General features: G+C 61.2%; 25 protein-coding genes and 1 pseudogene. 20 read left to right on the top strand and 6 right to left on the bottom strand.

What is annotated here, in order from left to right; translation table 11 throughout:
* The first annotated feature begins 34 nt into the window (after positions 1 to 34).
* The 17 genes from ACS5RD_RS08825 to ACS5RD_RS08745 all read left to right on the top strand — a co-directional run bounded on the left by ACS5RD_RS08825 (position 35) and on the right by ACS5RD_RS08745 (position 13,890).
* Entirely contained in the window at positions 35 to 1,141 is a 1,107-nt protein-coding gene (locus ACS5RD_RS08825; RefSeq protein WP_489930871.1) for a Fic family protein, read from the top strand.
* Between the two features lie 82 nt (positions 1,142 to 1,223).
* Positions 1,224 to 1,499, top strand: a complete 276-nt coding sequence (locus ACS5RD_RS08820) for a ribbon-helix-helix domain-containing protein (RefSeq protein ID WP_489930870.1) — start codon at positions 1,224 to 1,226, stop codon at positions 1,497 to 1,499.
* Positions 1,483 to 1,830 carry a type II toxin-antitoxin system RelE/ParE family toxin gene (locus tag ACS5RD_RS08815; protein WP_489930869.1) on the top strand — a complete coding sequence of 116 codons (348 nt, stop codon included), beginning with the start codon at positions 1,483 to 1,485 and terminating at the stop codon, positions 1,828 to 1,830. The genes ACS5RD_RS08820 and ACS5RD_RS08815 overlap by 17 nt, the downstream gene beginning before the upstream one ends.
* Before the next feature lie 78 nt (positions 1,831 to 1,908).
* Positions 1,909 to 2,514, top strand: a complete 606-nt coding sequence (locus ACS5RD_RS08810; RefSeq protein ID WP_489930868.1) for an elements of external origin — start codon at positions 1,909 to 1,911, stop codon at positions 2,512 to 2,514.
* The gene (locus tag ACS5RD_RS08805) at positions 2,501 to 4,486 is read left to right on the top strand and encodes a phage terminase large subunit family protein (RefSeq protein WP_489930867.1); all 1,986 of its coding nucleotides are present in this window, start codon (positions 2,501 to 2,503) and stop codon (positions 4,484 to 4,486) included. Before ACS5RD_RS08810 ends, ACS5RD_RS08805 begins: the two co-directional genes overlap by 14 nt.
* Before the next feature lies 1 nt (position 4,487).
* Positions 4,488 to 4,691 carry a phage head-tail joining protein gene (locus ACS5RD_RS08800; protein WP_489930866.1) on the top strand — a complete coding sequence of 68 codons (204 nt, stop codon included), beginning with the start codon at positions 4,488 to 4,490 and terminating at the stop codon, positions 4,689 to 4,691.
* Positions 4,692 to 4,694: 3 nt separating this feature from the next.
* Positions 4,695 to 6,242, top strand: a complete 1,548-nt coding sequence (locus tag ACS5RD_RS08795) for a phage portal protein (RefSeq protein ID WP_489930865.1) — start codon at positions 4,695 to 4,697, stop codon at positions 6,240 to 6,242.
* A gap of 11 nt (positions 6,243 to 6,253) precedes the next feature.
* Positions 6,254 to 8,281, top strand: coding sequence for a prohead protease/major capsid protein fusion protein (locus ACS5RD_RS08790; protein ID WP_489930864.1), 2,028 nt, complete (start codon positions 6,254 to 6,256; stop codon positions 8,279 to 8,281).
* Between the two features lie 67 nt (positions 8,282 to 8,348).
* Complete coding sequence (locus ACS5RD_RS08785; RefSeq protein WP_489930863.1) at positions 8,349 to 8,687, top strand: DUF2190 family protein; 339 nt, start codon at positions 8,349 to 8,351, stop codon at positions 8,685 to 8,687.
* Entirely contained in the window at positions 8,684 to 8,998 is a 315-nt protein-coding gene (locus ACS5RD_RS08780) for a head-tail joining protein (RefSeq protein ID WP_489930862.1), read from the top strand. The genes ACS5RD_RS08785 and ACS5RD_RS08780 overlap by 4 nt, the downstream gene beginning before the upstream one ends.
* On the top strand, positions 8,995 to 9,642 hold the full coding sequence (locus ACS5RD_RS08775; protein WP_489930861.1) for a DUF6441 family protein: 648 nt from the start codon (positions 8,995 to 8,997) through the stop codon (positions 9,640 to 9,642). Before ACS5RD_RS08780 ends, ACS5RD_RS08775 begins: the two co-directional genes overlap by 4 nt.
* A 3-nt stretch (positions 9,643 to 9,645) precedes the next feature.
* Positions 9,646 to 10,083, top strand: coding sequence for an acyl-CoA transferase (locus tag ACS5RD_RS08770; protein ID WP_489930860.1), 438 nt, complete (start codon positions 9,646 to 9,648; stop codon positions 10,081 to 10,083).
* Between the two features lie 15 nt (positions 10,084 to 10,098).
* Positions 10,099 to 11,046 carry a phage tail tube protein gene (locus tag ACS5RD_RS08765; protein WP_489930859.1) on the top strand — a complete coding sequence of 316 codons (948 nt, stop codon included), beginning with the start codon at positions 10,099 to 10,101 and terminating at the stop codon, positions 11,044 to 11,046.
* Between the two features lie 10 nt (positions 11,047 to 11,056).
* Positions 11,057 to 11,494 (top strand): hypothetical protein, encoded by a 438-nt coding sequence (locus tag ACS5RD_RS08760; RefSeq protein WP_489930858.1) that lies wholly within the window; start codon positions 11,057 to 11,059, stop codon positions 11,492 to 11,494.
* Positions 11,495 to 11,544: 50 nt separating this feature from the next.
* Complete coding sequence (locus ACS5RD_RS08755) at positions 11,545 to 11,724, top strand: DUF7697 family protein (RefSeq protein WP_489930857.1); 180 nt, start codon at positions 11,545 to 11,547, stop codon at positions 11,722 to 11,724.
* The gene (locus ACS5RD_RS08750; RefSeq protein ID WP_489930856.1) at positions 11,717 to 13,252 is read left to right on the top strand and encodes a phage tail tape measure C-terminal domain-containing protein; all 1,536 of its coding nucleotides are present in this window, start codon (positions 11,717 to 11,719) and stop codon (positions 13,250 to 13,252) included. The genes ACS5RD_RS08755 and ACS5RD_RS08750 overlap by 8 nt, the downstream gene beginning before the upstream one ends.
* Before the next feature lie 2 nt (positions 13,253 to 13,254).
* Positions 13,255 to 13,890: a phage distal tail protein, Rcc01695 family gene (locus tag ACS5RD_RS08745; protein WP_489930855.1), complete on the top strand. Its 636-nt coding sequence runs from the start codon at positions 13,255 to 13,257 to the stop codon at positions 13,888 to 13,890.
* 3 nt (positions 13,891 to 13,893) lie between these two features.
* Here the strand turns inward: ACS5RD_RS08745 and ACS5RD_RS08740 are convergent.
* Together ACS5RD_RS08740 and ACS5RD_RS08735 are read right to left on the bottom strand one after the other, a co-directional pair.
* Positions 13,894 to 14,651 (bottom strand): IS5 family transposase gene (locus tag ACS5RD_RS08740; RefSeq protein ID WP_489927796.1). Its coding sequence is split into 2 segments (ribosomal slippage): positions 13,894 to 14,333 and positions 14,333 to 14,651, totalling 759 coding nucleotides; the frame shifts between segments, so codons are not numbered across the junction.
* Positions 14,652 to 14,677: 26 nt separating this feature from the next.
* A complete protein-coding gene (locus tag ACS5RD_RS08735; RefSeq protein WP_489930854.1) occupies positions 14,678 to 15,037 on the bottom strand; it encodes an ATP-binding protein in 360 nt (119 codons plus the stop codon).
* A 133-nt stretch (positions 15,038 to 15,170) separates the two neighbouring features.
* On the opposite strand from ACS5RD_RS08735, the pseudogene ACS5RD_RS08730 reads away from it, so the two are divergent.
* Positions 15,171 to 15,662 (top strand): annotated as a pseudogene (locus ACS5RD_RS08730) (hypothetical protein); the annotation flags it as partial.
* On the opposite strand, the gene ACS5RD_RS08725 reads toward ACS5RD_RS08730, so the two are convergent.
* Genes ACS5RD_RS08725 through dcm form a run of 3 tightly spaced genes read right to left on the bottom strand, consistent with a single transcriptional unit; the run spans position 15,647 to position 18,596 of the window.
* Positions 15,647 to 16,885, bottom strand: coding sequence for a type II restriction endonuclease (locus tag ACS5RD_RS08725; protein ID WP_489930853.1), 1,239 nt, complete (start codon positions 16,883 to 16,885; stop codon positions 15,647 to 15,649). The pseudogene ACS5RD_RS08730 and the gene ACS5RD_RS08725 overlap by 16 nt on opposite strands.
* Before the next feature lie 15 nt (positions 16,886 to 16,900).
* Positions 16,901 to 17,335, bottom strand: a complete 435-nt coding sequence (locus tag ACS5RD_RS08720) for a very short patch repair endonuclease (protein WP_489930852.1) — start codon at positions 17,333 to 17,335, stop codon at positions 16,901 to 16,903.
* Positions 17,336 to 17,366: 31 nt separating this feature from the next.
* Entirely contained in the window at positions 17,367 to 18,596 is a 1,230-nt protein-coding gene (gene dcm / locus ACS5RD_RS08715; RefSeq protein WP_489930851.1) for a DNA (cytosine-5-)-methyltransferase, read from the bottom strand.
* A gap of 278 nt (positions 18,597 to 18,874) precedes the next feature.
* Between dcm and ACS5RD_RS08710 the strand changes: the two genes are divergently transcribed.
* Positions 18,875 to 19,924 carry an exonuclease domain-containing protein gene (locus tag ACS5RD_RS08710; RefSeq protein ID WP_489930850.1) on the top strand — a complete coding sequence of 350 codons (1,050 nt, stop codon included), beginning with the start codon at positions 18,875 to 18,877 and terminating at the stop codon, positions 19,922 to 19,924.
* A gap of 386 nt (positions 19,925 to 20,310) precedes the next feature.
* The gene (locus ACS5RD_RS08705) at positions 20,311 to 20,793 is read left to right on the top strand and encodes a hypothetical protein (RefSeq protein WP_489930849.1); all 483 of its coding nucleotides are present in this window, start codon (positions 20,311 to 20,313) and stop codon (positions 20,791 to 20,793) included.
* Positions 20,794 to 21,360: 567 nt separating this feature from the next.
* On the opposite strand, the gene ACS5RD_RS08700 is transcribed toward ACS5RD_RS08705, so the two are convergent.
* A complete protein-coding gene (locus ACS5RD_RS08700; protein ID WP_489930848.1) occupies positions 21,361 to 22,434 on the bottom strand; it encodes a DMT family transporter in 1,074 nt (357 codons plus the stop codon).
* Positions 22,435 to 22,533: the final 99 nt, after the last annotated feature.

Genomic DNA, 22,533 nt, shown 5'->3' with positions numbered 1-22,533 from the left:
ATACAGCGTATGTTCACCGCAAGAGGTGCGGCGAATGACAACTTACACCCACGAACTGACCGAATGGCCTGCCTACCGGTGGCGCGATCAAGCGCTCACCGCGCGACTGGCCGCCGTCCGCCACCGCCAGGGTCGGTTGATCGGGCGGATGGAGGCGCTGGGCTTTCAGTTGCAAACCGAAGCCGTCCTGCAAACCTTGACCGAAGATGTGCTGAAATCCAGCGAGATCGAAGGCGAGATGCTGGACAAGGAACAGGTCCGTTCCTCCATTGCACGACGTCTTGGCATCGATATTGGCGCACTGGCCCCAAAGGACCGCGATGTTGAAGGCGTGGTCGAGATGATGCTGGACGCCACGCAACGCTTTGCAGAGCCTTTGACGCCTGATCGATTGTTCGGATGGCACGCAGCACTGTTTCCGACCGGGCGCAGCGGCATGACCCGCATCACTGTCGGGGCGTGGCGGAAAGATCAAACCGGACCGATGCAGGTTGTATCCGGGCCGATGGGCCGGGAGCGGGTGCATTTTGAGGCCCCCGCAGCCCAACGGCTCGATGCGGAAATGCAGGCGTTTCTGGACTGGTTCAACAGCGCCGCAACCGTCGATCCGGTTCTGAAGGCCGCCCTCGCGCATCTGTGGTTCGTGACCATCCACCCGTTTGACGATGGCAACGGTCGTATCGCACGCGCCATCGCCGACATGGCGCTGGTGAGGTCCGAGGGCACGGCGCAACGGTTCTACAGCATGTCGGCGCAAATCCGGATCGAGCGAAAAGCCTATTACGAGATTCTTGAGCAGATCCAGAAACACGATCTGGACGTGACACCGTGGATCGAATGGTTCCTCGCATGCCTCGACCGCGCTTTTGACGGCGCCGAGCAGACTCTGGCCTCGATTATGACCAAAGCGCGATTTTGGGAGGGGCATCGGGATCTTGCTTTCAACGAGCGGCAACGCACGATCCTGAACCGCCTGTTAAACGGGTTCGAGGGCAAGCTCACCTCTTCGAAATGGGCGGTTCTTGCCAAGTGTTCGCAGGACACCGCTTTGCGCGACATTGACGATCTGCTGACCCACGGCATTCTGGCAAAGGATGCAGGCGGTGGGCGGAGCACCAGCTATTCGTTGGTGCTGAATTAGGTGCGACAACTGAAGATGTCTCTGGTCAGAAAGGTTGACCATGGTGCTACTCGGTATTACTTTGCCACAAAGGAGTCCGGATATGACGATTAAATCCTCGATCTCGCTGACCGACGAGCAGCACGCGTTCGCCAAAGAACTTGTCGAAGCCGGCCGCTATTCAAGCGTCAGCGCAGTGCTGCAACAAGGGATCGATCTCCTGCGGCAACGGATGCAGGATGAAGATCTACAACGGTCGGCGCTGAAAGCCCTTCTGGACCAGCGCAGTGCGGGCGCGTTTGTCACGGGTGCCCAGATGGATAAGTCCATCTCGCGTATGTTCATTGAGAAGCGCCGTGCACATGCGGTTCAGAATTGAGTTTTCGGCGGAAGCCGAGCGTGATTTCGCCCTGATCTTCGACCACCTGTTCGAGAGTTACCGCAGCTTTGGCGAAAGCGTCGAAGCGGCGCTGGATCATTGCGAGGATCGCATCCGCGACATTCGCCAGGAAGCTGACCGGCTGTCGGAGGTACCACATCGCGGTGAGCGTCACGACCACCTACGGCCGGGGCTACGACACCTAACGATTGACCGGGCCATCTATTGGTTCGAAGTTGACGACGCGGAACAGCGGGTCCGTGTTCTTGCCATTTTCTTCGGCGGTCAGGATCACGTCCGCCACATGCTGCCAAGGCTCCTGCAGCCTTAACCCGTACTTGGGCGTTGGCCAGCGTAGCAGGGCCACCCGTTCGCCCATCAATAAATCATCAAGACAGTCAGGGACAGCATGGGCCTTTCACGTCGCGCCTATGCGGCGCGCCGCGGCGTTTCGGAAACTGCCGTGCGCAAAGCGATTGCCACCGGCAGGGTCAGCGTCGAGGCCGACGGCACCATTGATCCGGTGAAGGCAGATCGGGATTGGTCGTCGCAAACCGATCCGGCCAAACAGCGGGGTCTGCAATCCATCGCGCTGGGCACCCAGACCGCAGCATCCACCGCGCGGGCCACTGCCACGAAGCCTGTGCCGCGCACAGCCATTGAGGCGGTGTCCGAAACACTGCGCGAAGTTGGCGGCGACGGACCGGGGGAAACTGGCGGCGGCGATATTTCTTTCCTGCGGGCCAGAATGGCAAACGAGGTTCTGAAGGCGCAGACCGGCAAGATCAAACTGCAAAAGCTGAAAGGCGAGCTGGTCGACCGGGCGCGGGCTACCACGCAGGTGTTCGATCTGGCGCGGCGCGAACGGGATGCATGGCTGAACTGGCCGCCCCGGATCGCTGCCAACATGGCGGCCGAACTGGGCATCGAGGCCCATGCAATGGAACAGGTGCTGGATCGCTACCTGCGGGCGCACCTTACCGAGATGGCAGAGGTCAAGATTGAGCTTCGCTGACAGCTATGACGGTGCCGACGATATTCGCCGGGCCTGGGCGCGTGGGCTGGCCCCCGATCCGGCGATGACGGTTTCTGAATGGGCAGATCGGCATCGTTTTCTGTCATCGCGGGCGGCGTCCGAGGCCGGGCCGTATCGCACCAGCCGCACGCCCTACATCAAGGCGATCATGGACGCGCTGTCGCCATCGCATCCGGCGCAGCGCGTGGTGTTCATGAAATCCAGCCAGGTTGGCGCGACCGAGGCCGGAAACAACTGGATCGGGTTCTGCATGCACCGCGCGCCCGGCCCGTTTCTGGCGGTGCAGCCGACAACCGATCTGGCAAAGCGCCTGTCGCAACAGCGGATCGAGCCTCTGATCGAGGAAAGTCCGGACCTGCGCGAGCTGGTCCTGCCCGCCCGGTCGCGCGATTCCGGCAACACGGTGCTGGCCAAGCGGTTTCCCGGCGGCCAGCTGATCCTGACCGGGGCAAATTCGGCGGTCGGCCTGCGGTCGATGCCCGCGCGCTGGCTGTTTCTGGACGAGGTGGATGCCTATCCGGGCGATATCGACGGCGAGGGTGATCCTATTGGTCTGGCAGAGGCACGCACGGATTCCTTCGGGCATCGGCGGAAGATTTTCCTCGCGTCGACGCCCACGGTCAAAGGCTTGTCGCGCATCGAACGGGAGTTCGAAATGACCGACCAGCAGCGTTATCACGTACCTTGCCCGCATTGCGGCGGGGTGCAATGGTTGAAGTTCGAACACCTGCGCTGGGATGCAGGGCACCCTGAGACCGCCCGCTATGTCTGCGAACATTGCAGCGAACCGATCCCGGAGCGGCACATGACCTGGATGATGGCCGAGGAAAACGGCGCAGAATGGCTGGCGACGGCCGACGCTGAAACCGCCGATGCCGCGCACCGCAATGGCGTGGTGGGATTTCACATTAACGGGCTGTATTCACCGCTGGGCTGGCTGTCGTGGGAAAAAATTGCCAAGCGCTGGGAGCAGGCGCAGGGCAATGACGCCGCCTTGAAAACGGTGAAGAACACCGTGCTGGGTGAGACCTGGCAGGAAAAGGGCGAAGCCCCGGACTGGCAGCGCCTTTATGAACGCCGCGAAGATTGGCAGTTGGGCCATGCGCCTGAAGGTGTGTTGATCCTGACCGCCGGGGTTGATGTGCAACGCGACCGGATCGAGATCGATATCTGGGGTTGGGGTCGCAACCTACAGTCTTGGCTGGTCGATCACGTCGTGCTGGAGGGTGACACCGCCCGCCCGGAGGTCTGGGCCGATCTGTCCGAATTCCTCGGGCAAACCTGGACCCACGCTTCCGGCGTGCAGATGGCACTGGCGCGCCTTGCCATCGACAGCGGCGACGGTGTGACGACCGATGCCGTCTATGCCTGGGTGCGCTCGGTCGGGCGCGGTCAGGTGATTGCGATCAAGGGTGTGGCAGGCTTTGACCGCTCCACCCCCGTCGACGGGCCGACCTATGTCGAAACCACCGAAGGCGGGCGCAAACTCCGGCGCGGCGTGCAGCTATGGAAGATCGCTGGTGCGGTGTTCAAGTCGGAAACCTACCGCTACCTGCGGCTGGTACCCCCTACAGAAGAGGATATCGCTGCCGGGGGCGGTTGGCCCACCGGATTCATCCATATCCCAAAGGGCACAACCGCCGAATGGGTCAAGCAGCTGACCGCCGAACAGCTGATCACCAGCAAGGTGAAGGGCGGGTTTCAAAAGCTGGAATGGGCCAAGATGCGTGATCGCAACGAGGCGCTTGATTGCAGGGTTTACGCGCGCGGGGCCGCTTGGCTGATGGGCATCGACCGTTGGGACGAGCGGCGCTGGGAGCAGTTGGACGAACAAATCAACGCAGGCCGAAAGGATGCGCCCCCTGCGGGGCAACCAAACCGACCGGCACTCAAACAACAACCAAAGCGCCAATCCGGGTGGATGGGCACGCAACGTGGGAAATGGTTCTGACATGGCATGGACGCAAACTGAACTTGATGCGCTGAAACGGGCCTTTGCCTCGGGCACACTGCGGGTGTCCGCTGATGGTCGCACGGTTGAATTTGGCAATGCCGACGATCTGCTGCGCCGCATTCGCGCCATTGAAAACGAGGTCGCCACCGGTGCGGGCCGCCCGCTTCCGATCGCCGGGCTTGCCGGATTCCGGCGGGGCTGAGCGATGAAGCAACCGATGCCCGAAATTCGCCTCGGCCCCTTGGACCGGGTGCTGTCGGTGTTTTCACCAAGGATGGCAGCGCAGCGTTTTGCCGCAAAGATCGCGCTGGGCAATATGGTGCGCGCCTATGACGGTGCTGCCAAGGGGCGCAGCACTGATGGCTGGCGCTCGACGGGCAATGCGGCGGATTCCGAAATTGCCCCCGCTGCAGGGCTTTTGCGCGAACGGATGCGCGATCTAGTCCGCAACAACCCGCTCGCCGCCCGCGCTGTGGCGGTGCTGGTGAACAATCTGGTCGGCGCAGGCATCCGGCCTCGCGCCGTCTCGGGCGATAAGACCCTCGATAAGGCGGTCGACGATCTTTGGACGCGCTGGGCGGCACGCTGCGACGCCGACGGTCACACCGATTTTCACGGGGTGCTGGCGCTGGCGGTGCGCGAAATGATCGAGGGCGGCGAGGTCTTCGCCCTTCGCCGCACTCGACGGAAATCCGACGGTCTGCCGGTGCCGCTGCAGATCGAGCTGAAGGAAGCCGATCATCTGGACGCTGGTCGCAACGAGGATCGTCCCGGCGGCGCGCGGGTGCGCTACGGCATTGAATACAATGGCATCGCACAGCGCACCGCCTACTGGATGTTCCCCGATCATCCGGGCGACGCCTCGCCGATGACTTTCACCCGGCGGTTCCAGTCGGTGCGGATTGAAGCGGACCGGGTCTGTCACCTCTTTGAACGCCAGCGCGTGCAATCGCGCGGTGTCCCCTGGGGCACCCCGGCAATGCGCGCACTGCGCGATGTGGATGACTGGCAAAACGCCGAACTTGTCCGCAAGAAAACTGAAGCCTGCCTCGTTGGCATCGTGTTTGGGGCCGAGGAGGACCAGCAAGCGATTGCGCCGATCGTGCAAGACGGCGACGGCAACCGGATCGAGCAGTTTGAACCGGGCCTGATCGCCTATGCGCGCGGCGGCAAGGACATCAAGTTCAACCAGCCGTCCTCGACCGCTGGCGTCGCAGAATGGCACCGGGTGCAGTTGCATATCATCGCCGCCGGGTTTCGGGTGCCCTACGAGCTGATGACCGGGGATCTGTCTCAGGTGAACTTTTCCTCTAGCCGGGTGGGCCTGAACGAGTTTCGCCGGATGATCGAAGCCATGCAGTGGCAGATCATCATCCCGATGTTTTGCGAGCCGATCTGGCGCTGGTTCTGCGATGCAGCCTTCACCGCCGGGTTGCTCCCGTCGCCGGATGTACCAGTTGAGTGGGCACCGCCAAAGTTCGACTCCGTGAACCCGCTCCAGGACGCCACGACCGATCTGTTGGAGACACGGGCGGGTTTCGCCACCCTTGGTCAGCAGATCGCCAAACGCGGCTATGATCCGAAAAAGGTCATCGCCGAATGGGCGGAATATGCTCAGATCGCCGATGCGCTGGATCTGATCTTTGACAGCGATCCGCGCAAGGTCAGCCGGTCCGGCGGGGTGCAGCCGCGCGATCCGACCGATCCCAACTCCGGCGATCATGCCCCGACGCCGCCGCCAACCGAGCCCTGAAGGGACGCCAAATGCCCAAAGACCACATCAATCTGCCCGTTCTCGGGCGGGTGGCAGAAGTGCGCGCGCAAACTGCCGACCTGGACGCCCGCACCGTCGATATCGTGTGGACCACCGGTGCCGTGGTGCGTCGGCACAGCTGGTTTGGTGAGCCGATTGACGAGGAACTGTCTCTGGCTCCCGGCGCTGTCCGCCTTGGTCGGCTGAACGGTGGCGCGCCGTTTCTTAACTCGCACAACGCCTGGGAGCTGGAATCGGTTCTGGGCGTGGTGGTTGATGGCAGCGCCCGGATCGAGGCGGGCATCGGTGTCGCCACCATCCGGTTCAGCGAACGCGACGAGGTCACACCGATCTTCCGCGACATCGCCGCCGGGATCATCCGCAACGTCTCGGTCGGCTACCGCGTCCACCGTTTTGAGATCGAAAAACGCGACGGCTCGCCCGAACTCTGGCGTGCCGTCGATTGGGAACCGATGGAAATCTCGGCGGTCGCCATCGGTGCCGATCCCGGTGCCCACATCCGCGCCGCCAAAGGAGAGGAGCAGAGCTTGATGCACTGCGCCCTGATCCGAATGAACCCTGCCGCCGCCCCGCCGGTGGCCCAACCCATGAGGTCTATCATGCCCAACGATACCACCCAAATCACCAGCGCAGATACTGATGCAACCCGCGCCCTGCCAGTCACTGCGCCGGTCGTCCAGCCCGCACCTGCCCCGGCACCCACAGCGCCGGATGCAGAGGCGATCCGTGCCGAGGTGCGCCAAACAAGCGCCACCGTGCTGCAGCTTTGCCAGCGCCACGGACTTGATCAGACCTTTGCCGCCGATCTGATCGGTCGCGGGTTGTCGCTAGATGCGGCCCGGTCCGCGATCCTCGACAAACTGGCCGACCACGATCAGGTTGGCGCACGCACCGTCGAGCCGCTTCCCGCCTCGGCGCGTGGTGGTGGCGAACGGGATGGTGCTTACCGTGATGCTATTTCCGAGGCGCTTTTGCACCGCCATGCGCCGGGCCAGCACCCGATCACCGAGCGTGCCCGCGATTTTCGCGGCATGTCGCTGCTGGAAATCGCCCGCCATGCCACCGAGCGCCGGGGTGTCAACACGCGCGGCATGTCGAAGATGGAACTGGCGGGCGAGGCTCTGCTGGGTCGGGTCGGCAATGCTCTGCACTCGACCGCCGATTTCCCGTTCATTCTGGCGAACGTGGCCAACAAGACCTTGCGCGCGGCCTACGATTCCACGCCGCGGACCTTCACAGCCTGGGCGCGGCAAGCCACCATCACCGATTTCAAACCGGTGCAGCGCACCCAGCTTGGCGGCGCGCCCGATCTGCAGCGGGTGCCGGAAAGCGGCGAATTCAGCTATGGCACCATCGGGGAAGGCCGCGAGGTCTATGCCCTGCTGACCTATGGTCGCATCGTCGGCATCACCCGGCAGACCCTGATCAACGACGATCTTGATGCCTTCACCCGTGTGCCAAGTGCCTTTGGGGCTGCGGCGGCCGACCTTGAATCCGACATTGTCTATTCGATCCTGACCTCGAACCCGCTGATGAGCGACGGTCTTGCTCTGTTCGTGGCCGGGCACGGCAATGTCGGCACGGCGGCGGGCATCACTGAGACCTCGCTGGCCGAAGCCTTCCGTCTCTTCGGCAACCAGCGCGGCCTTGAAGGGCGGCAGATCAGTATCCTGCCGCGCTACATCATCACCCCGCCCGGCGCGCGTTCGGTCGAGGCGCGCAAGAACGTCACCGCCACCACCCCGGCGGCTGTCGCGGGCGTGAACGCTTTTGCCAACCGCTTGGAAACCATCGAGGAGGCGCGGCTGATCCCGGCGGCGGGGGCCGATCCGTGGTTTCTCGCCGCCGATCCGTCGCGGATCGACACGGTGGAATATGCCTATCTCGAGGGCAGCAATGGGGTGACCACCGAAACCCGCACTGGCTTCGAGGTCGACGGGATCGAGATCAAAGCCCGCCACGACTTCGCGTCCAAGGCCATCGACTGGCGCGGCATCTACCGCAACATCGGCGTCTGATCGCCCCTGAACCGGGCGCGGCCCAAGCGGTCGCGCCACAAATTCCATCCATTCCAGGAGACCCCACGTGAAAAACTTCATCGCGGTCGGCAACCGCTTCACCTTCATCGCCACCGTGGCAACCGTCTCAGGCGCTGGCCTGCAGGTCGGCTCGATCTTCGGTGTCGCGGAAAACACCGCCGCCATCGGCGAGTCCCTCACTCTGGTGATGAACGGCATTTTCGATCTTCCGAAACCCGGCACCCAAGCCTGGACGCTCGGGCAGACCATCTATTGGGATTCGGCGGCGGCCCGCGTCACCAACGTCGTGGCCACCAACATCCGGATCGGCATTGCCGTTCTGGTCGTGGGCGCGGGCGCAGGTGAAACCACCGGGCGCGTGCGGCTGAACGGTGCCGCGACGTGAATGCCTTCGTCCTCGCCGCCGACACGCTGTTCGGTGATCAGAACCTGGCACTTGATGCGCTTTGGCGCGCCGGTGGTGCAGGACCCGGCGTTGCGATCCGTGTGATACGCCGCAGCCTGGATCGTGCGCTGGAATTCGGCGATGGGCGGTTCGTGACGGACTCGGTGCTGATCGACATTCGCGTTTCCGAAGTTCCCACCCTCGCGGCAGGCGACACGGTGGAAATCACTGGCACCGTCTACGAGGTTCGTGGCGCGCCGGTTCGCAACTCCGACCGGCTGATCTGGACCGCAGAGGTGCGCGAGCCGTGAGGATCGAGGTCAGCATCGAGGGCGATTTCAGCCAGATGCTGAAGCGCGAGGTCCGGCTGGCCGAACGCGCGGTGCAGCGTGGCATTGATGCAGGCGGCACTCAGCTGCAATCGGATTGGCGGGCGCAGATCGTGGTGGCCAAGCTCGGCAACACATTACCCAAGACCATCCGCAAAAGGACCTTTCCGAAATCCGGCAATTCGATCAACGCGGCCTCGCTGGTCTACAGCAACGCCTCCAAGGTGATCGATGCTTTTGATCGGGGCGTGATCATCCGATCCAAGCACGGCTTCTACCTTGCCATCCCGACCGCAAAGGCCGGGAAAAAGGGCATCGGCAACAAGCGCATCACACCCTTGGGCTGGGAGCGGCGCACTGGAAAACGCTTGACCTTCGTTTATCAGGCCAAAGGCCCCTCGCTGCTGATCGACAAGGGCCTGAAAGAGTTCCGCCGTCCAACCGATGCGCTGTCCTTCACCAACCCGCCCCAGCAGCGCGGGTTCAAACGCAAGCCCGTGGTGATTTTCATTCTCGTGCCGCAGGTAAAACTGCCCAAACGACTGAACCTCGACAGCGCCGCCAATGCCGTCGGTGCCCGTCTCCCCGCCCTGATCCTCGCCAACTGGCCCGAGACAGATAGGTGATCCATGCCAACGAAATCTGAAGCCGTCCTCCAGGCACTGTTCGCGGTGCTGAATACGGGCAAACCGCCGGGATCGGTGCTGCTGCGCAATTCCGTCCTGCCCGAACGCGTGCCTGCGGCGGGCATTGCCATCCTGCGCGACGGCGAGCCGGGCGAGCCCGAAGTGCTGCTGTCGCCCACACTCTATATATACGAGCATCGCGCCGATCTCGAACTGGTCGTCGACCTCGCAACGCCTGCCCTGCGCGATGCCGCTTTCGATGCGTGGAAAACGGCGGTCGGCACCGTTCTGGCCAGCAACCGCAGCCTTGACGGGCTTTGTGACTATGTGCAGGGCGAAGCCCCATCCCCCGTCGATATCGCAGGCGAAGGCAGCGATGGCATGAAAGCCGCAACCCTTGGCATCTTGCTGACTTACCAGACCTCCGATCCCCTCCTCTGACCGAAAGGACACGACATGGCCCGCGCCATTGGTGCCCGCGCTCAAATGGCGCTGGGCTTCGAGACGACCTATGGCACGCAAGTCGCCATCAACAAATTCTGGCAGATGCCCTTTGCCTCGGCGAACATCGGGGCCGAACAGGCGCTCCTGACCTCCGAACTGCTGGGCTTCGGGCGCGACCCGCAGATCCCGATTAAAGATGCCATCGAGGCGATGGGCGATCTGGTCGTGCCAATTGATGCGCGGTTCTGGGGCGTCTGGCTCAAAGCCGCCTTTGGCGAGTCGGTATCAACCGGCGCCACGCCGCGCACCCATACCTTTCAATCCGGCGGCTGGGTGCTGCCCAGCATGTCCATCGAGATCGGCATGCCCGAGGTGCCGTTCTATGGCATGACGCGTGGGGCCGTGCTGAACCAACTGTCCTGGACGATGAACGCGCGCGGGTTGATCACCGCCAGCGCCGGGCTGATGGCGCAGACCGAAGTGCCGGGCACCGTCACCGCCGTCGGTACTTTGCAACAGCTGGTGATGTCGCGGTTCACCGCCTTCCAAGGTTCGCTGCTGCGCGGCGGCAGTGCGCTCGGCAATGTGGTTTCAGCCCAGGTGACCTATGCCAACAACCTCGACCGCATCGAGGTGCTGCGCGGCGATGGCTTGATCGACGGGCTGGACCCATCACGCGCCAGCCTGACCGGCACTATCGACGTGCGGTTCGACAACCAGACCCTGCTGACCGACGCGATCAATGGTGCTCCGACCGAGTCGCAGTTCGTTTATCAGATTTCCGCCAGCCAGCTGTTCCGCCTGACCGCCCATGCGGTTTACCTGCCCCGCCCCCGCATCGCCCTCGAAGGCCCCGGCGGAGTGCAGGCGTCTTTCGCTTGGCAGGCCGCCCGCGACGCCACCGTCGGGCGCATGTGCACCGCCGTTCTGATCAACGACGTCAACAGCTACATTCTCTGAAGGAGGCCCCATGTTCTATCTCAATCTGTCCGCTCAACCCGAGTGGACCGACCTCGGTCACGGTGTCGATGTGCTGCTCGCCCCGCTGACCACCGCGATGTTCAATGCCGCCCGTGCCGATCCGCAACTGGCGGAGGTGGCCGAAGAAGCAGCCCCCAATGCCCGCGCGCTGGCGCTGGCCAAAGCCCTGGCACAACGCGCGGTGCTGGACTGGAACGGGGTCGGTGATGCCGACGGCAACCCGATCCTGCCCAGCCTTGAGGCGATTTCGGCGCTGCTCGACCTCTACCCGTTCTTCGAGGCCTTCAACGGCAAATACGTCGCAAAGGGGCTGTTGCTGAGTGCCGAGGGAAACGGCTCCGCGCCCTCGCCGAATGGCACTTCGGCGGTGGCGACGGATATTGCGCAGCCTGCCCCGGCAGATGCACCGCCTGCCCCGAACGCCTGAACCAGCCTGAAACCGTCGAGGGCTGGCAGGTCTGGGACCTTGCCAAACGCATGAGTGGACAGCTGCGCGCGGTGCCGGGCGCGGTGCTTGGCTGGGATCTGGGTGCCGGGCTGGCACTGGCACGCGCGCTGGGCGTGAACGAGATGGTCGTGGCAGAGCTGCTTCCGGGGATCGAGGCGATTGCCGTGCGGCATATCAATGAACGGATGAAGGGATCGGGTGATGGTTGAAAGGCGGGTCTCGGTTCGGCTTGCAGCCATCGGCGGCCAACAGGTCAAGAACGAGTTGGCCGACATCGGGCGCGAAGGATCGCGGGCGCTGAACCAGGTCGCCGATGGTGGACGCCGTCTTGGCGGCACAATCCAGAATGCTGCCTATCAGGTGCAGGATTTCGCGGTTCAGGTGGCTTATGGCACCAGCGCCAGCCAAGCCCTCGCACAAAATTTGCCGCAGCTGCTGGGCGGCATGGGTATCTTGGGTGCCGTCGCTGGTGCCGCTGTCGCGGTCTTTGTGCCGTTGGCGGTAGCGATGTTCAGCACCTCGGACGCCGCTGCAAAACTGGTCGATGAGATGGTCGTCGCGGGCGGATCAATCAGCGCCGTTGAGGGTGCCGTCTCGGCGCTGGAGGCCGTTCAGCGCACCTATAATGACACCATCGGCCAGACCGGCGGGGCCTCGTCCGCCGCTGCATCCTTGGTTTTGTCCAATTCCGCCCGCGAATTTGAAGCGCGCAAACAGGTACTGGCGGTCGAGCTGGAGCTGTTGCGCATCCGGCAGAATGAGCGGACTGAGGGTGCCGCCAATCTGCAGGAGGCGATCAACCGCGAATTTGACGCGTTCGATATCCGGCGCACCGAGATCGCCGACAAGTTCGACTTCAGCCGGGACTACCCGATTCAGCAAGTGCCGGGCTACGCGCGTGGCAATGATGTCGGGATGGAAGCCGAATTTGCTGCGGCAACTGAGTTGGACCGCCTGGCCCTGCGCAAGCTCAAAGCCGAAATGGAGCTGAACAACCTTACCATTGAGCAGACCGAAAAGATGCTCGGGACCACTTTCGAGAGCATTGCCGCCGGTGCTGACACGGTGACGACCAGCGCCGGTCGCGCAGGCGGGGCCATCCGAAAGGCGGCGGATGAGGCGGGTCCGCCGTTGGAGGAAACCCACATCGCCATCGACCAGATCGTGGCGGCACTGGGCGCTTATGCCGAACAAGCCAGTGATTTTGGCACCCAGATCGGCGACGCCCTGACCGGCGCGTTTCAGGCGGCAGAAAACGCGGTGGGAGATTTCGTGCGCACCGGAAAGCTGGACGTGCGGTCGCTGGTGGTCTCGATCCTGGCCGATCTCGCCCAACTTTCGATCCGCAACGCGGTGCTTGGCCCCCTAGCGCAGGGTCTTTCCGGCGCGCTGGGCGGTGGCGGCTTCATCGGCCAGATCGGCAAAGTCCTTGCAGGCAAGTTCCACAGCGGCGGCAAAGTCGGGCTTGGCACGCCGACCAGTGTTTCGGCGGCAGCTTTCATGAGTGCGCCGAGGTTTCACATGGGCGGTGGTTTCGGCCTACGCTCCGACGAGCAGGCGGCAATCTTGCAACGTGGCGAGCGGGTGCTGAACCGCGACAAGACGCGGGCGTGGGAGGGCGGTGCCGGGGCCAGCATCGTCATCAACACCCGCGACGTCCAATCGTTCCGTCAATCCCGCGCGCAGGTCGCCTCTGACATCGCGCGCGCTGTCAGCTTTGGCCGCAGGAGTCTCTGATCATGGCATTTCACGATGTTCGCTTCCCCGACAATATCAGCCGAGGCGCGAGAGGTGGGCCTGAACGACGCACCCAGATTGTTGAACTCGCCTCGGGGGATGAAGAGCGCAACGCCTCTTGGGCCGACTCGCGTCGCCGCTATGACGCCGCCTATGGCATCCGCCGCGCCGATGATTTGGCCGCCGTGGTCGCGTTTTTCGAAGCCCGACGCGGACGGCTTTACGGGTTTCGCTGGAAAGACTGGTCGGATTACAAAAGCTGCCTGCCCTCTGGCACACGGGCGGCCACCGATCAGCTGCTGGGCATTGGCACAGGTGCCGTCACGACTTTCCAGCTGGTCAAACTCTACCAAAGTGGCGCGCAGTCCTGGAGCCGGACAATCCGCAAGCCTGTTGCTGGCACCACCGTAATTGCCTTGAACACCGTGGTACAAGCCTCGGGTTGGTCGGTTGACGATGCGACCGGGCTTGTCACCTTCACCGCCGCACCCGGCGTCGGCGTGAGTGTGACGGCCGGGTTTGAATATGACGTGCCCGTGCGCTTTGACACTGACGAGTTGCCAGTCACCCTCGATATCGAACGCACCGGATCGATCACCTCAGTGCCGCTGGCGGAGATTAGGGTCCAGACTCATTGATCGTCAAAGCCAGAACAAGACGGTTGCGGCGAGAGCGACGGCGGAGAGGAAGACTTTTGGGCATCTGTCGTAACGTGTTGCCACCCGCCGCCAGTCTTTGAGACGGCCAAACATGATCTCAATCCGATTGCGGCGTTTGTATCGGCGTTTATCGTATTTGACAGGCTTCGCGCGTGACTTCCGGCCGGGGATGCAAGGCGTGATCCCCTTGTTTTTCAGGGCGTCTCGGAACCAGTCGGCGTCATAACCCCGGTCAGCCAGCAGCCACGTCGCTTTGGGTAAGCTGCCCAGTAAGGCCGCAGCGCCGGTGTAATCGCTGACCTGACCTGCGGTCATGAAGAAGCGGATCGGTCGGCCGTTTTCGTCAGTGACGGCATGCAGTTTGGTATTCATGCCACCTTTGGTCCGGCCAATCAGACGACCGCGCCCCCCTTTTTCACCCCAAGGCTTGAAGCCGTGCGGTGCGCCTTGAGATAGGTCGCGTCGATCATCACCGTCTTCGGGACCGCCGCCTCGGAGGCCAACCCTTCCATCATCCGGGCAAAGACGCCCATGTCGCCCCATCGCTTCCAACGGTTGTAAAGCGTCTTCGCCGGGCCGTATTCCTTCGGCGCGTCAGACCAACGCAAGCCATTGCGATTGATGAAGATAATGCCGCTCAAGACCCGACGATCATCGACACGCGGCACCCCGTGGCTCTTGGGAAAGAAGGGTTTAAGTCGAGCCATCTGCTCGTCCGTCAGCCAGTAAAGGTTGCTCATTGCTCAGTCTCCTTGCGGAGCCTGAATCACGGCTGCGTTGCAAAATCAATAGGTCCTGACCCTAGGCGGCCTATGCCCTTCTCGCCGAGAAGCGGACGGCGATCTTGTTCGCTATCTACAGGGGGGCGTTTGAGGCCAGAAAACGAACCTACTTTGCTGTCAGTACCAAGAGTGAGCCAGCGCTCTTCAAAGTCCTTCCGCGTCATTCCGAGACCATCGTCTCTTAAGACAAAGAGCCCATCGTCCCGAAAGTAGTCGACTTCAGCAGTATTAGCATAAGCGTCATGAGCATTCTTGAATAGCTCACTTATTGCTGTGGAGATGTTGGCGATTTGCTGTCGACCAAGAAGATCAATGGTTCTCGCTCTGATGTGAAACTTTGCCACTAGAGATTTTATCCGACTTGCTTATGAGCAATGGAGCTCATGTTTCTCCAGCACAACGGTATCTGTTCAGCGGGCGTCTGCCAAGGTGGTAGTGTTGAGCGTCCGGCCAACCCGGCGTGCTTAACTTGACCGTATAGGGTGCAAGGTTGACGATGGCGGCCATAAATCGCAGTCCTACACCCATGAGGATGCCGAGATCGTCGCCGCGACCTCGGCCGGAATGCCCGACAGCCTCGGCGGCAAACGCATGGCGATCTACGTCGCCGAACTGGCGCGGGCCGGGTTGACGCCAGACTGGCTGCCAGCGGTTGTCCTGCGCTGCGTGCCGGTGGAAACCAAGAGCAACCAGCATTGTGAGCGGTCCACCACGGTGGTGGTTGGGATCGAACGCGTGCTGCACCGCGGCAAGTGGCGCACCGTCGAGATTCTGGCCTGCCCGGTCACCTGGCGACCGCATCCGGAGCAGATCGCATCCGCCCGGCGCGGCTATGACGATTGGTGGCAGGCGCTGGACTGGGTGCGGGACGGGTTGATCGCGGGCGGGATGCTGCGGGAAGTCGAGGTCACTGGGGCGATACCGAAGGTGCGGCCGTGGTCGCCCCGACCACATCAGGCGATGGTTTGATGCCCCTGAACCAGTGTAATGAAATCTCTCAAGCTCATAAGCCAAGCCCGTTGCGCTTCGCGGTATGTGGCATGGAGTGGCGCAGGCAAAACCAGTTTTAGGCTCTGAGCCTGCATCTCGGCGGTCTGGGTCTCGGAAATCGCGGGTTCCAAAGTGAGCAGGTGTTTGGCAGGAATTCTGTTCGCTTCTGCCAGCACCTGACGCCAGCGATCCTTACATGTCGTTTTGACCGCCAGCATCGCCAACCGGTCAGCGGGAAATGCCAGGTCCGCATACTGCAATTCGCTAGGAAAAAGGAAATCCGCTGCATTGCGCTTCTCAGTAGTTGCTTCACGTTTAAAGTCCAACCCCTGCGCCTGCAGGATCGCTTCGACATGATGACCAAATGCCCAGCCTGCGCGCGACTTGCGGCGGTTTTGCACGCTTAATGAGAAGGACAGGAAACCGTCGACGTCTGCCGTACCTTCCATCATGAAACCGTTCGCCAGCCGTTCCGCCACGACGTGGCGCTCCATGTGCCGGAACAGCGCCTCTTCGTGCTCCATCCAGGCCACGAGCGCTTCATCCGGCGCCGCACGCGGATCAATGCCAGTCAACGTGCTGCGGGCGAATTCGGAGAACGCGACCGTGCCGGGAAACCGAAGGCCAAAGGTATCAAGCAGCAAACCAAGCGCATCTGGCTGCGGTTCTTCAGCCTCGATGCCCAAGTCTTCGAGAATAGACCGTGCAGCAAGCCCGAGACTGACACTGTTTTCTGCGCCAAGTTCAATTGCGTCCGGTCGACCGGCAAGCAGGTCAAGGCCAAACAACCAAAGAAGCTGTGCACCGATCGTCGAATCAGCCGGTGCCAGCATTGCCAGGAGGCGGTCATCCTTTGTCCTAGCGATGACAAGGAGATCATCGGCACGCGCACGATGCACTACCGCTTCGGACTCGGCCGAATAGTAGAGATGGTATTCCGCGCTCCGTCCGACCTTGCCACGGCGCACATCGCTCCAGGTACAGAAGGAATTCAACCGTTCAGGTCGTGTGTCGTCATCGTCATCCAGCCAATAAAACGTAGCCGGGAATGTCACCTTTTCCGGAGGCGTTCCAAGAAAGGCGCGAAAACCTCCCACCCCCTGAAACTCGTGCTGATTTGAGCGCAGGCGGTTCACCTCAACCTCACTCAGGTGTTTGGCTCCAGCGCCTGCAAAGAGATCAGAAAGCTGACCGAATTTCATCCACTCACCCCGGGCCTACATGCTGGCATCTTGGCGGCTCCCGCCTTGCACGACAAGATCGCGGCCTTCAGAGGATAGCCATCCCGCGATGGCGTCAACCACTGCTTCCACTCCAAGGCGTCCCTTGCCCTTCAACGCGCATCCCCAAACAATACCGACACGCCAGCCGACGCCTTGAAGCTCCGCGATATTCACTCCATCTCGCGCAACGTTTCCGCCAATCTTTGCCCACCAGAACTCTTCACGACTATCCGGCCAGCGGAACTGGTCACATTGGTGTCCATGCCAAAAGCATCCGTTCACAAAAACAACAGCGTGGTACTTTGGAAATACCAGATCAGGCCGCCCCGGCAATCGACGTTCATGCAGCCGATAGCGAAAACCCCGTGCATGCAACGCACGCCGCAGGAGCATCTCGGGCTTCGTATTTTTGCCGTGGATTGCCGCCATGTTCCGGCTACGCGTGGCAGCGTCATGGACGTCAGCCAACTGCGGACAAAGGCTGCTCCTGAACACCACTCTTCAGGGCCAATATGTGCGGGCGCATCAGCCGGGCCACTTCAGCAAAGACAGGAACCGCGACCGAGTTGCCAAACTGCCGGTAGGCCTGCGTGTCGGATACCGGGATCCGGAAAGTTGGGTCGTAGCCCATCAGCCTTGCGCATTCGCGTGGCGTCAGGCGACGCGGGTTCTGACCTTCACCGCGACTAACCAGAATTTCCGACCCGTCTTTGTAATATCGTGCTGAAAGCGTGCGCGCGACGCTGTCGCCATCCACCAGTCCGAAGCCGAATCCGTTACCCTTGGCCTTATGCTTGTCCGAGTAGTCCCGGAGATACCGCCAGAGCTTGTCACTCAGCGTATACTTGTCGCTCACCCGCGCATCCGGGCCAACTGTGAAATGGCTTTCCGGGTTCTCGGCGCCATCTTCGGGATGCAGCACATGGCGCATCCTTCGGCTGCCACGACGAGGCATCTGCATGTCATCAAACGAAAAGCCGGTCTTTTGGCGAAACCCGACCATCACAATCCGCTCGCGATGCTGCGGCACAAAATGCGCCGCATCAACGATCCGGGTTTCCAGCGTGTAGCCCAGTTCGTTCGTCAGCGCTCGGCGGATCACTTCAAATGTACGGCCCTGATCATGGCTTTTGAGATTCTTGACGTTCTCCAGCAGGAAGGCTTGTGGCCGGTGATGCATCAGGATCCGCAGTACGTCAAAAAACAATGTGCCCTGAGTTTCATCAAGAAATCCATGCAGCCGCCCGAGCGCATTCTTCTTTGAGACACCGGCAATCGAGAAAGGTTGGCAAGGGAAGCCAGCCACCAGAACATCATGATCTGGGATATCCGCGGCTTCAACCTCGCGAATATCTCCGGCGATTGGCCGGTTGTCGGGGAAATTGGCGTGATAAGTCTGCTGGGCGAACCTGTCCCATTCCGAGGTGAACACACAGCGCCCACCCGCACCCTCCATGGCTTTGCGCAACCCGCCGATGCCAGCAAAGAGGTCAATAAAAGTGAAGGCGCTATCAGTGTGAGACTGAGTCAGTGCGCCGATCTCGTGTCGGAGGAGGTGCAGCACGCCATCACGGGGTGTTTCCTCTCCACGCTTCCAGCGATAGATGTGACCTTCGGAATAGCCCAGTATCTTGGCTGCATCCGGCACCGACCAACCCGCCTGCTGCAACAGCGTCCCGAAATCCGTCATATCTGCTCGCTCTCCCAGCATCGACCCTCCGCCAGCGCCGGGGGGACTTTTTCTGACACAGTGTCTGAACTTGAGCTCCTGAACAAGAACAATTCACAAACAAACAGCAAAAACCGCCGCACAAAAAAGGCCGGTGAAAGTCCGCTGGGGCAAGTCCGACCCCTACGTCCAGCACTGAGCGACACCTCAAGGGTCGCACGGACTGCAAATGTGCTATTGAATGCAAGAGAGGACCGGAATCAGCCGGTCAGCGGTTTGAATTTTCGGAGAATTTACCAATGGCGCTTTTTGATTGGCTTTTCGGCCGCTCCCCCGAACCGCCACAACGAAGCCAGCCGCTACTAGTCGAACCCGAGATCCGGTCACCCCAAATCGTCCGCACACAGGCCCGGCCAACATTCCCCCATGTCCACCGGGTGCCCGACGGCAATTTCCGCTTCATCGCGCTGGATGTTGAAACCGCCTGCAGCGATGTGGCCAGCATCTGCCAGATCGGCCTGGCCTGTGTGCAGGCCGACAATCAGATCCAGACTTTCTCCATGCTGGTCAATCCCGGCACCCGATTTGACCCATTCAACATCCAACTTCATGGAATCGGACCTAATCATGTGACCGATACCCCCCGTTTCCCTGATGCTTTGGGTATGCTGCTGCCGTTGCTAACACGGCATCATCTCGTCCAACACAGCAATTTCGACAAGCAGGCCGTAAACGCAGCCTGTGGTTTCTGCGGCATCCCCCAACCAGACCTTCGCTGGAGCGACAGCGTCACGATTGCGAGGCGGGCATGGCCCGAGTTGAAGGGGAACGGCGGTCACGGGCTCGCGAACCTCAAGCGCACTCTCAACCTGCACTTTCACCATCACGATGCCGGTGAAGATGCCCGCGCCGCAGCTCTGGTAGTGCTCCATGCCGAAACCCGGCTGGCCGTAACGTTTGACGAACTGGTCCTCCCCGTAACAAAAAGCCGGTTTGCGACAAAGCCGTTGCCTCCGGCAAATCCCTCCGGGCCACTCGCCGGTGCGGTCGCAGTGTTCACCGGCAGCCTGAGCATTTCGCGCGAAGAGGCGACATACCTCGCGGCCAAGTTTGGCATGGAAGTGAAAGCGGGCGTGACGAAACAGACAACCCACCTGATCGTGGGCGACCAGGACCTTTCCGTGCTTGGAGGTCATGTTAAGAGCAGCAAGTACCGCAAGGCAGAGGAAATGCGCGAAGCGGGCCATCCGATCCGGATAATGGGTGAAACTGAGTTCAAGGGACTTATGTCAGATGGCCGCGCGAGGGGAGCGCTGGCCATAACGGAGTCAGCGCCAGCGCTGAGTTAGACTTCTCTTGCCAACAGTTTGCCGTCATCTCGACATGGAAAGATCGAACTGCCCTGCTTTGCTTCATGGGACTGATAGGGGAATTTGAATGAATGCAGTTTTCAATGCGATAATACTGCTGTCCATCGCATCGCCCGCCTTCGCTGATGCCGTCCCACGCTACGACGTCGCGGGTTATTGTCAGACTGTATCCGATGTGAGTGGCGGATCAGCAATGATCTACAACGGTTGCGTTGACATGGAACAGACCGCCTACAATGGGCTAAAGGCGCGATGGAGCGCTATACCCAGTCGGATCCAATCATATTGTGATGAGGTTGGCCGCGTAAGCGGCGGATCATATTCAATTCTAGAGGGCTGCATCGCTATGGAAACGGAGGCGGCAAATGGCACTTCGACCTTCAAATACTGACAAGGGCACAGTCCCGCGTTTCGCGCTCGCCCTTCCCTTGGTCTTGGCATTTGCCTCTGCAGCAAGGGCTGATTTCATCGATACTACTTGGTCGGTCGTCGGCTTCTCAGGCGAGCCTTGGTTTATCAGCACAACTGACGTGATAGGACGGTCGCAGACCTTCAACCGTGGATTTGCCGAAGGCGTTTTCTTCAACTGCGATTTCGCCGGGATGTCTTCCACCTACACGACCTATGAACCGGAGGATTTCTTCGCCAACCCCGAATTTGCACTATTCAAGGCGGAGGAAGACGGAATACGGCTTTCAACCTCCAAGATCTTCGTTCACCGGGTTACCTGCGAGGGAAAGGGCGACCCGTTTCGTCGACAAGTGCTCTACCCCTTTGTTACGAATGAGGCCCGCAAATCAGCATGGTACCTTTTCGAAGGGGGCATCTTTTCTCTCTACGCGCCGTAAGGTCACTTCTGGACTGGATCCTTGGGCACGGATCGTCCAGCAATCCATTGAAAACGCTGCCCCCATTGATGCATGAATTGAATCGCGAAGATTTGCGCCCGGAGGTTATCCTCTCGGGCGCTTTCTCTTCGGCCCCACCCCCCTGGCATGGTTCCTCCCCGGCCCTGTTTGTATGCGGGGGGCGCAGCGCGGCATTTCGCTAGCGACTGGCTTCTTCACCGGGGAATCCAGGCGGAATCCACTTGGCGGAATCCAGTCAAATAAACATCAATATATCAATTACTTATGAAATCACGACCTGATCAAGCTGGATTCTTTCGCGGAAGCCAGGGAATCCACTTTGTGGAAGCCACCCTGCGGAAGCCAGGGACCGAATGGCCCCAAAACAGCTAGGTGGCCCGCAATCGATCTGGACTTCGCAATAGGCCTGATCGAGACATTGGCGTCTGATCGGCGGCATCCTTGAGCGTCAAGCGCAAAGGTCGACGGCATCGATTTGTGGTGAGGTTCGCGGCCAGCCAGCGGGAACTAAAGCGCATATTGGGGATCGTTTGCGGGTTGCCCGGTTTATGGCGCCGCATCGGGGTGAATGTGCCGATGGTGCAAATCGGGGTAGTGCGGGTGTCTGTGCCGCATGGGCTCATGTCGATGCCAGTGTGAGTGCGGTTCGGTTATCGGGCCATCATGTTCATGCTGATGGTGTTCATCGTGGCTGTGGGCATGCTCATGTTCCAGCGCCTCATGCTGATGCTCGTGGTCATGTCGTTCGGCGAGGTGCAGCCAAAGGCCCAGCGCCATCATCAATCCGGCCGCAACCAGCGTGCCCGTCAGCGCCTCCTTGAACAACAAAAGGGCAAGGACCGCCCCAATGAAGGGCGCCAGTGAAAAGTAAGCCCCTGTCCGCGCGGTTCCCAAATGGCGCAGTCCCAGCATGAACATGGCAAGACTTACCCCGACCCCCAAAAAGCCGATAATTGCGCCAGCGGCGAAAAGTCCCACCCCTGGCATCGCAGCTCCAAGCCAGAGCGCCAGCGTAAAATTCACACAGCCTGCAACCAGCCCCTTGATCATCGCGATTTGAACCGGGTCCGTTGCAGAGAGCTTGCGCGTTAGATTATTGTCGATGCCCCAGCACAGACAGGCCCCAGCGATCAGCAGTCCGCCCGCATCAAGCCGTAGGCCATTTCCGTTCCAAGACAGCACAACCGCTCCGCACAGGATCGCGCCAGCGCCAAGCAGCAGACGGCGATCGACGTTTTCCCGAAACACGATCCAGGCAATTGCCATGGTCGCCAGTCCCTCGAGGTTGAGCAACAGAGCGCCCGTTGAACCGGACGTTCGGGACAGACCCAGCATCAGAAGAAGCGGCCCGAACATGCCACCAAAAGTGACCACGGCGGCAAGCCAAGGCAGATCAGATTTTTGCAGCGCCGCCTCGGGATTGGGCAACCCAATCAGCGGCCGACCCAATTGAACGAGGGCCAGGCCTACTCCTGCGCCCAGATAGAGAATACCGGCCAGAAGCCATGGGTCCATCGATCCTACCAGCAGTTTTGCCAGAGGGGTCGATGCGCCGAACAGGACGGCTGCACCGAGGGCGAGTGGCACGCCGGGCCAGAGATGTGAATGTGTTTTTGACATCCGGAAAGCTTATCACGTGGACTCGCATGATCAAGGGTGCGGCCTTGGGCACACTGCGCGCTATGAATGGCCGCTCAAGGATCAACGCGGCCATTGGAC

It is taken from the genome of Cypionkella sp. PAMC25878 (assembly GCF_058135695.1).
The sequence above is the reverse complement of the archived record's forward strand: the minus strand, read 5'-3'. Positions and strand labels throughout refer to the sequence as shown.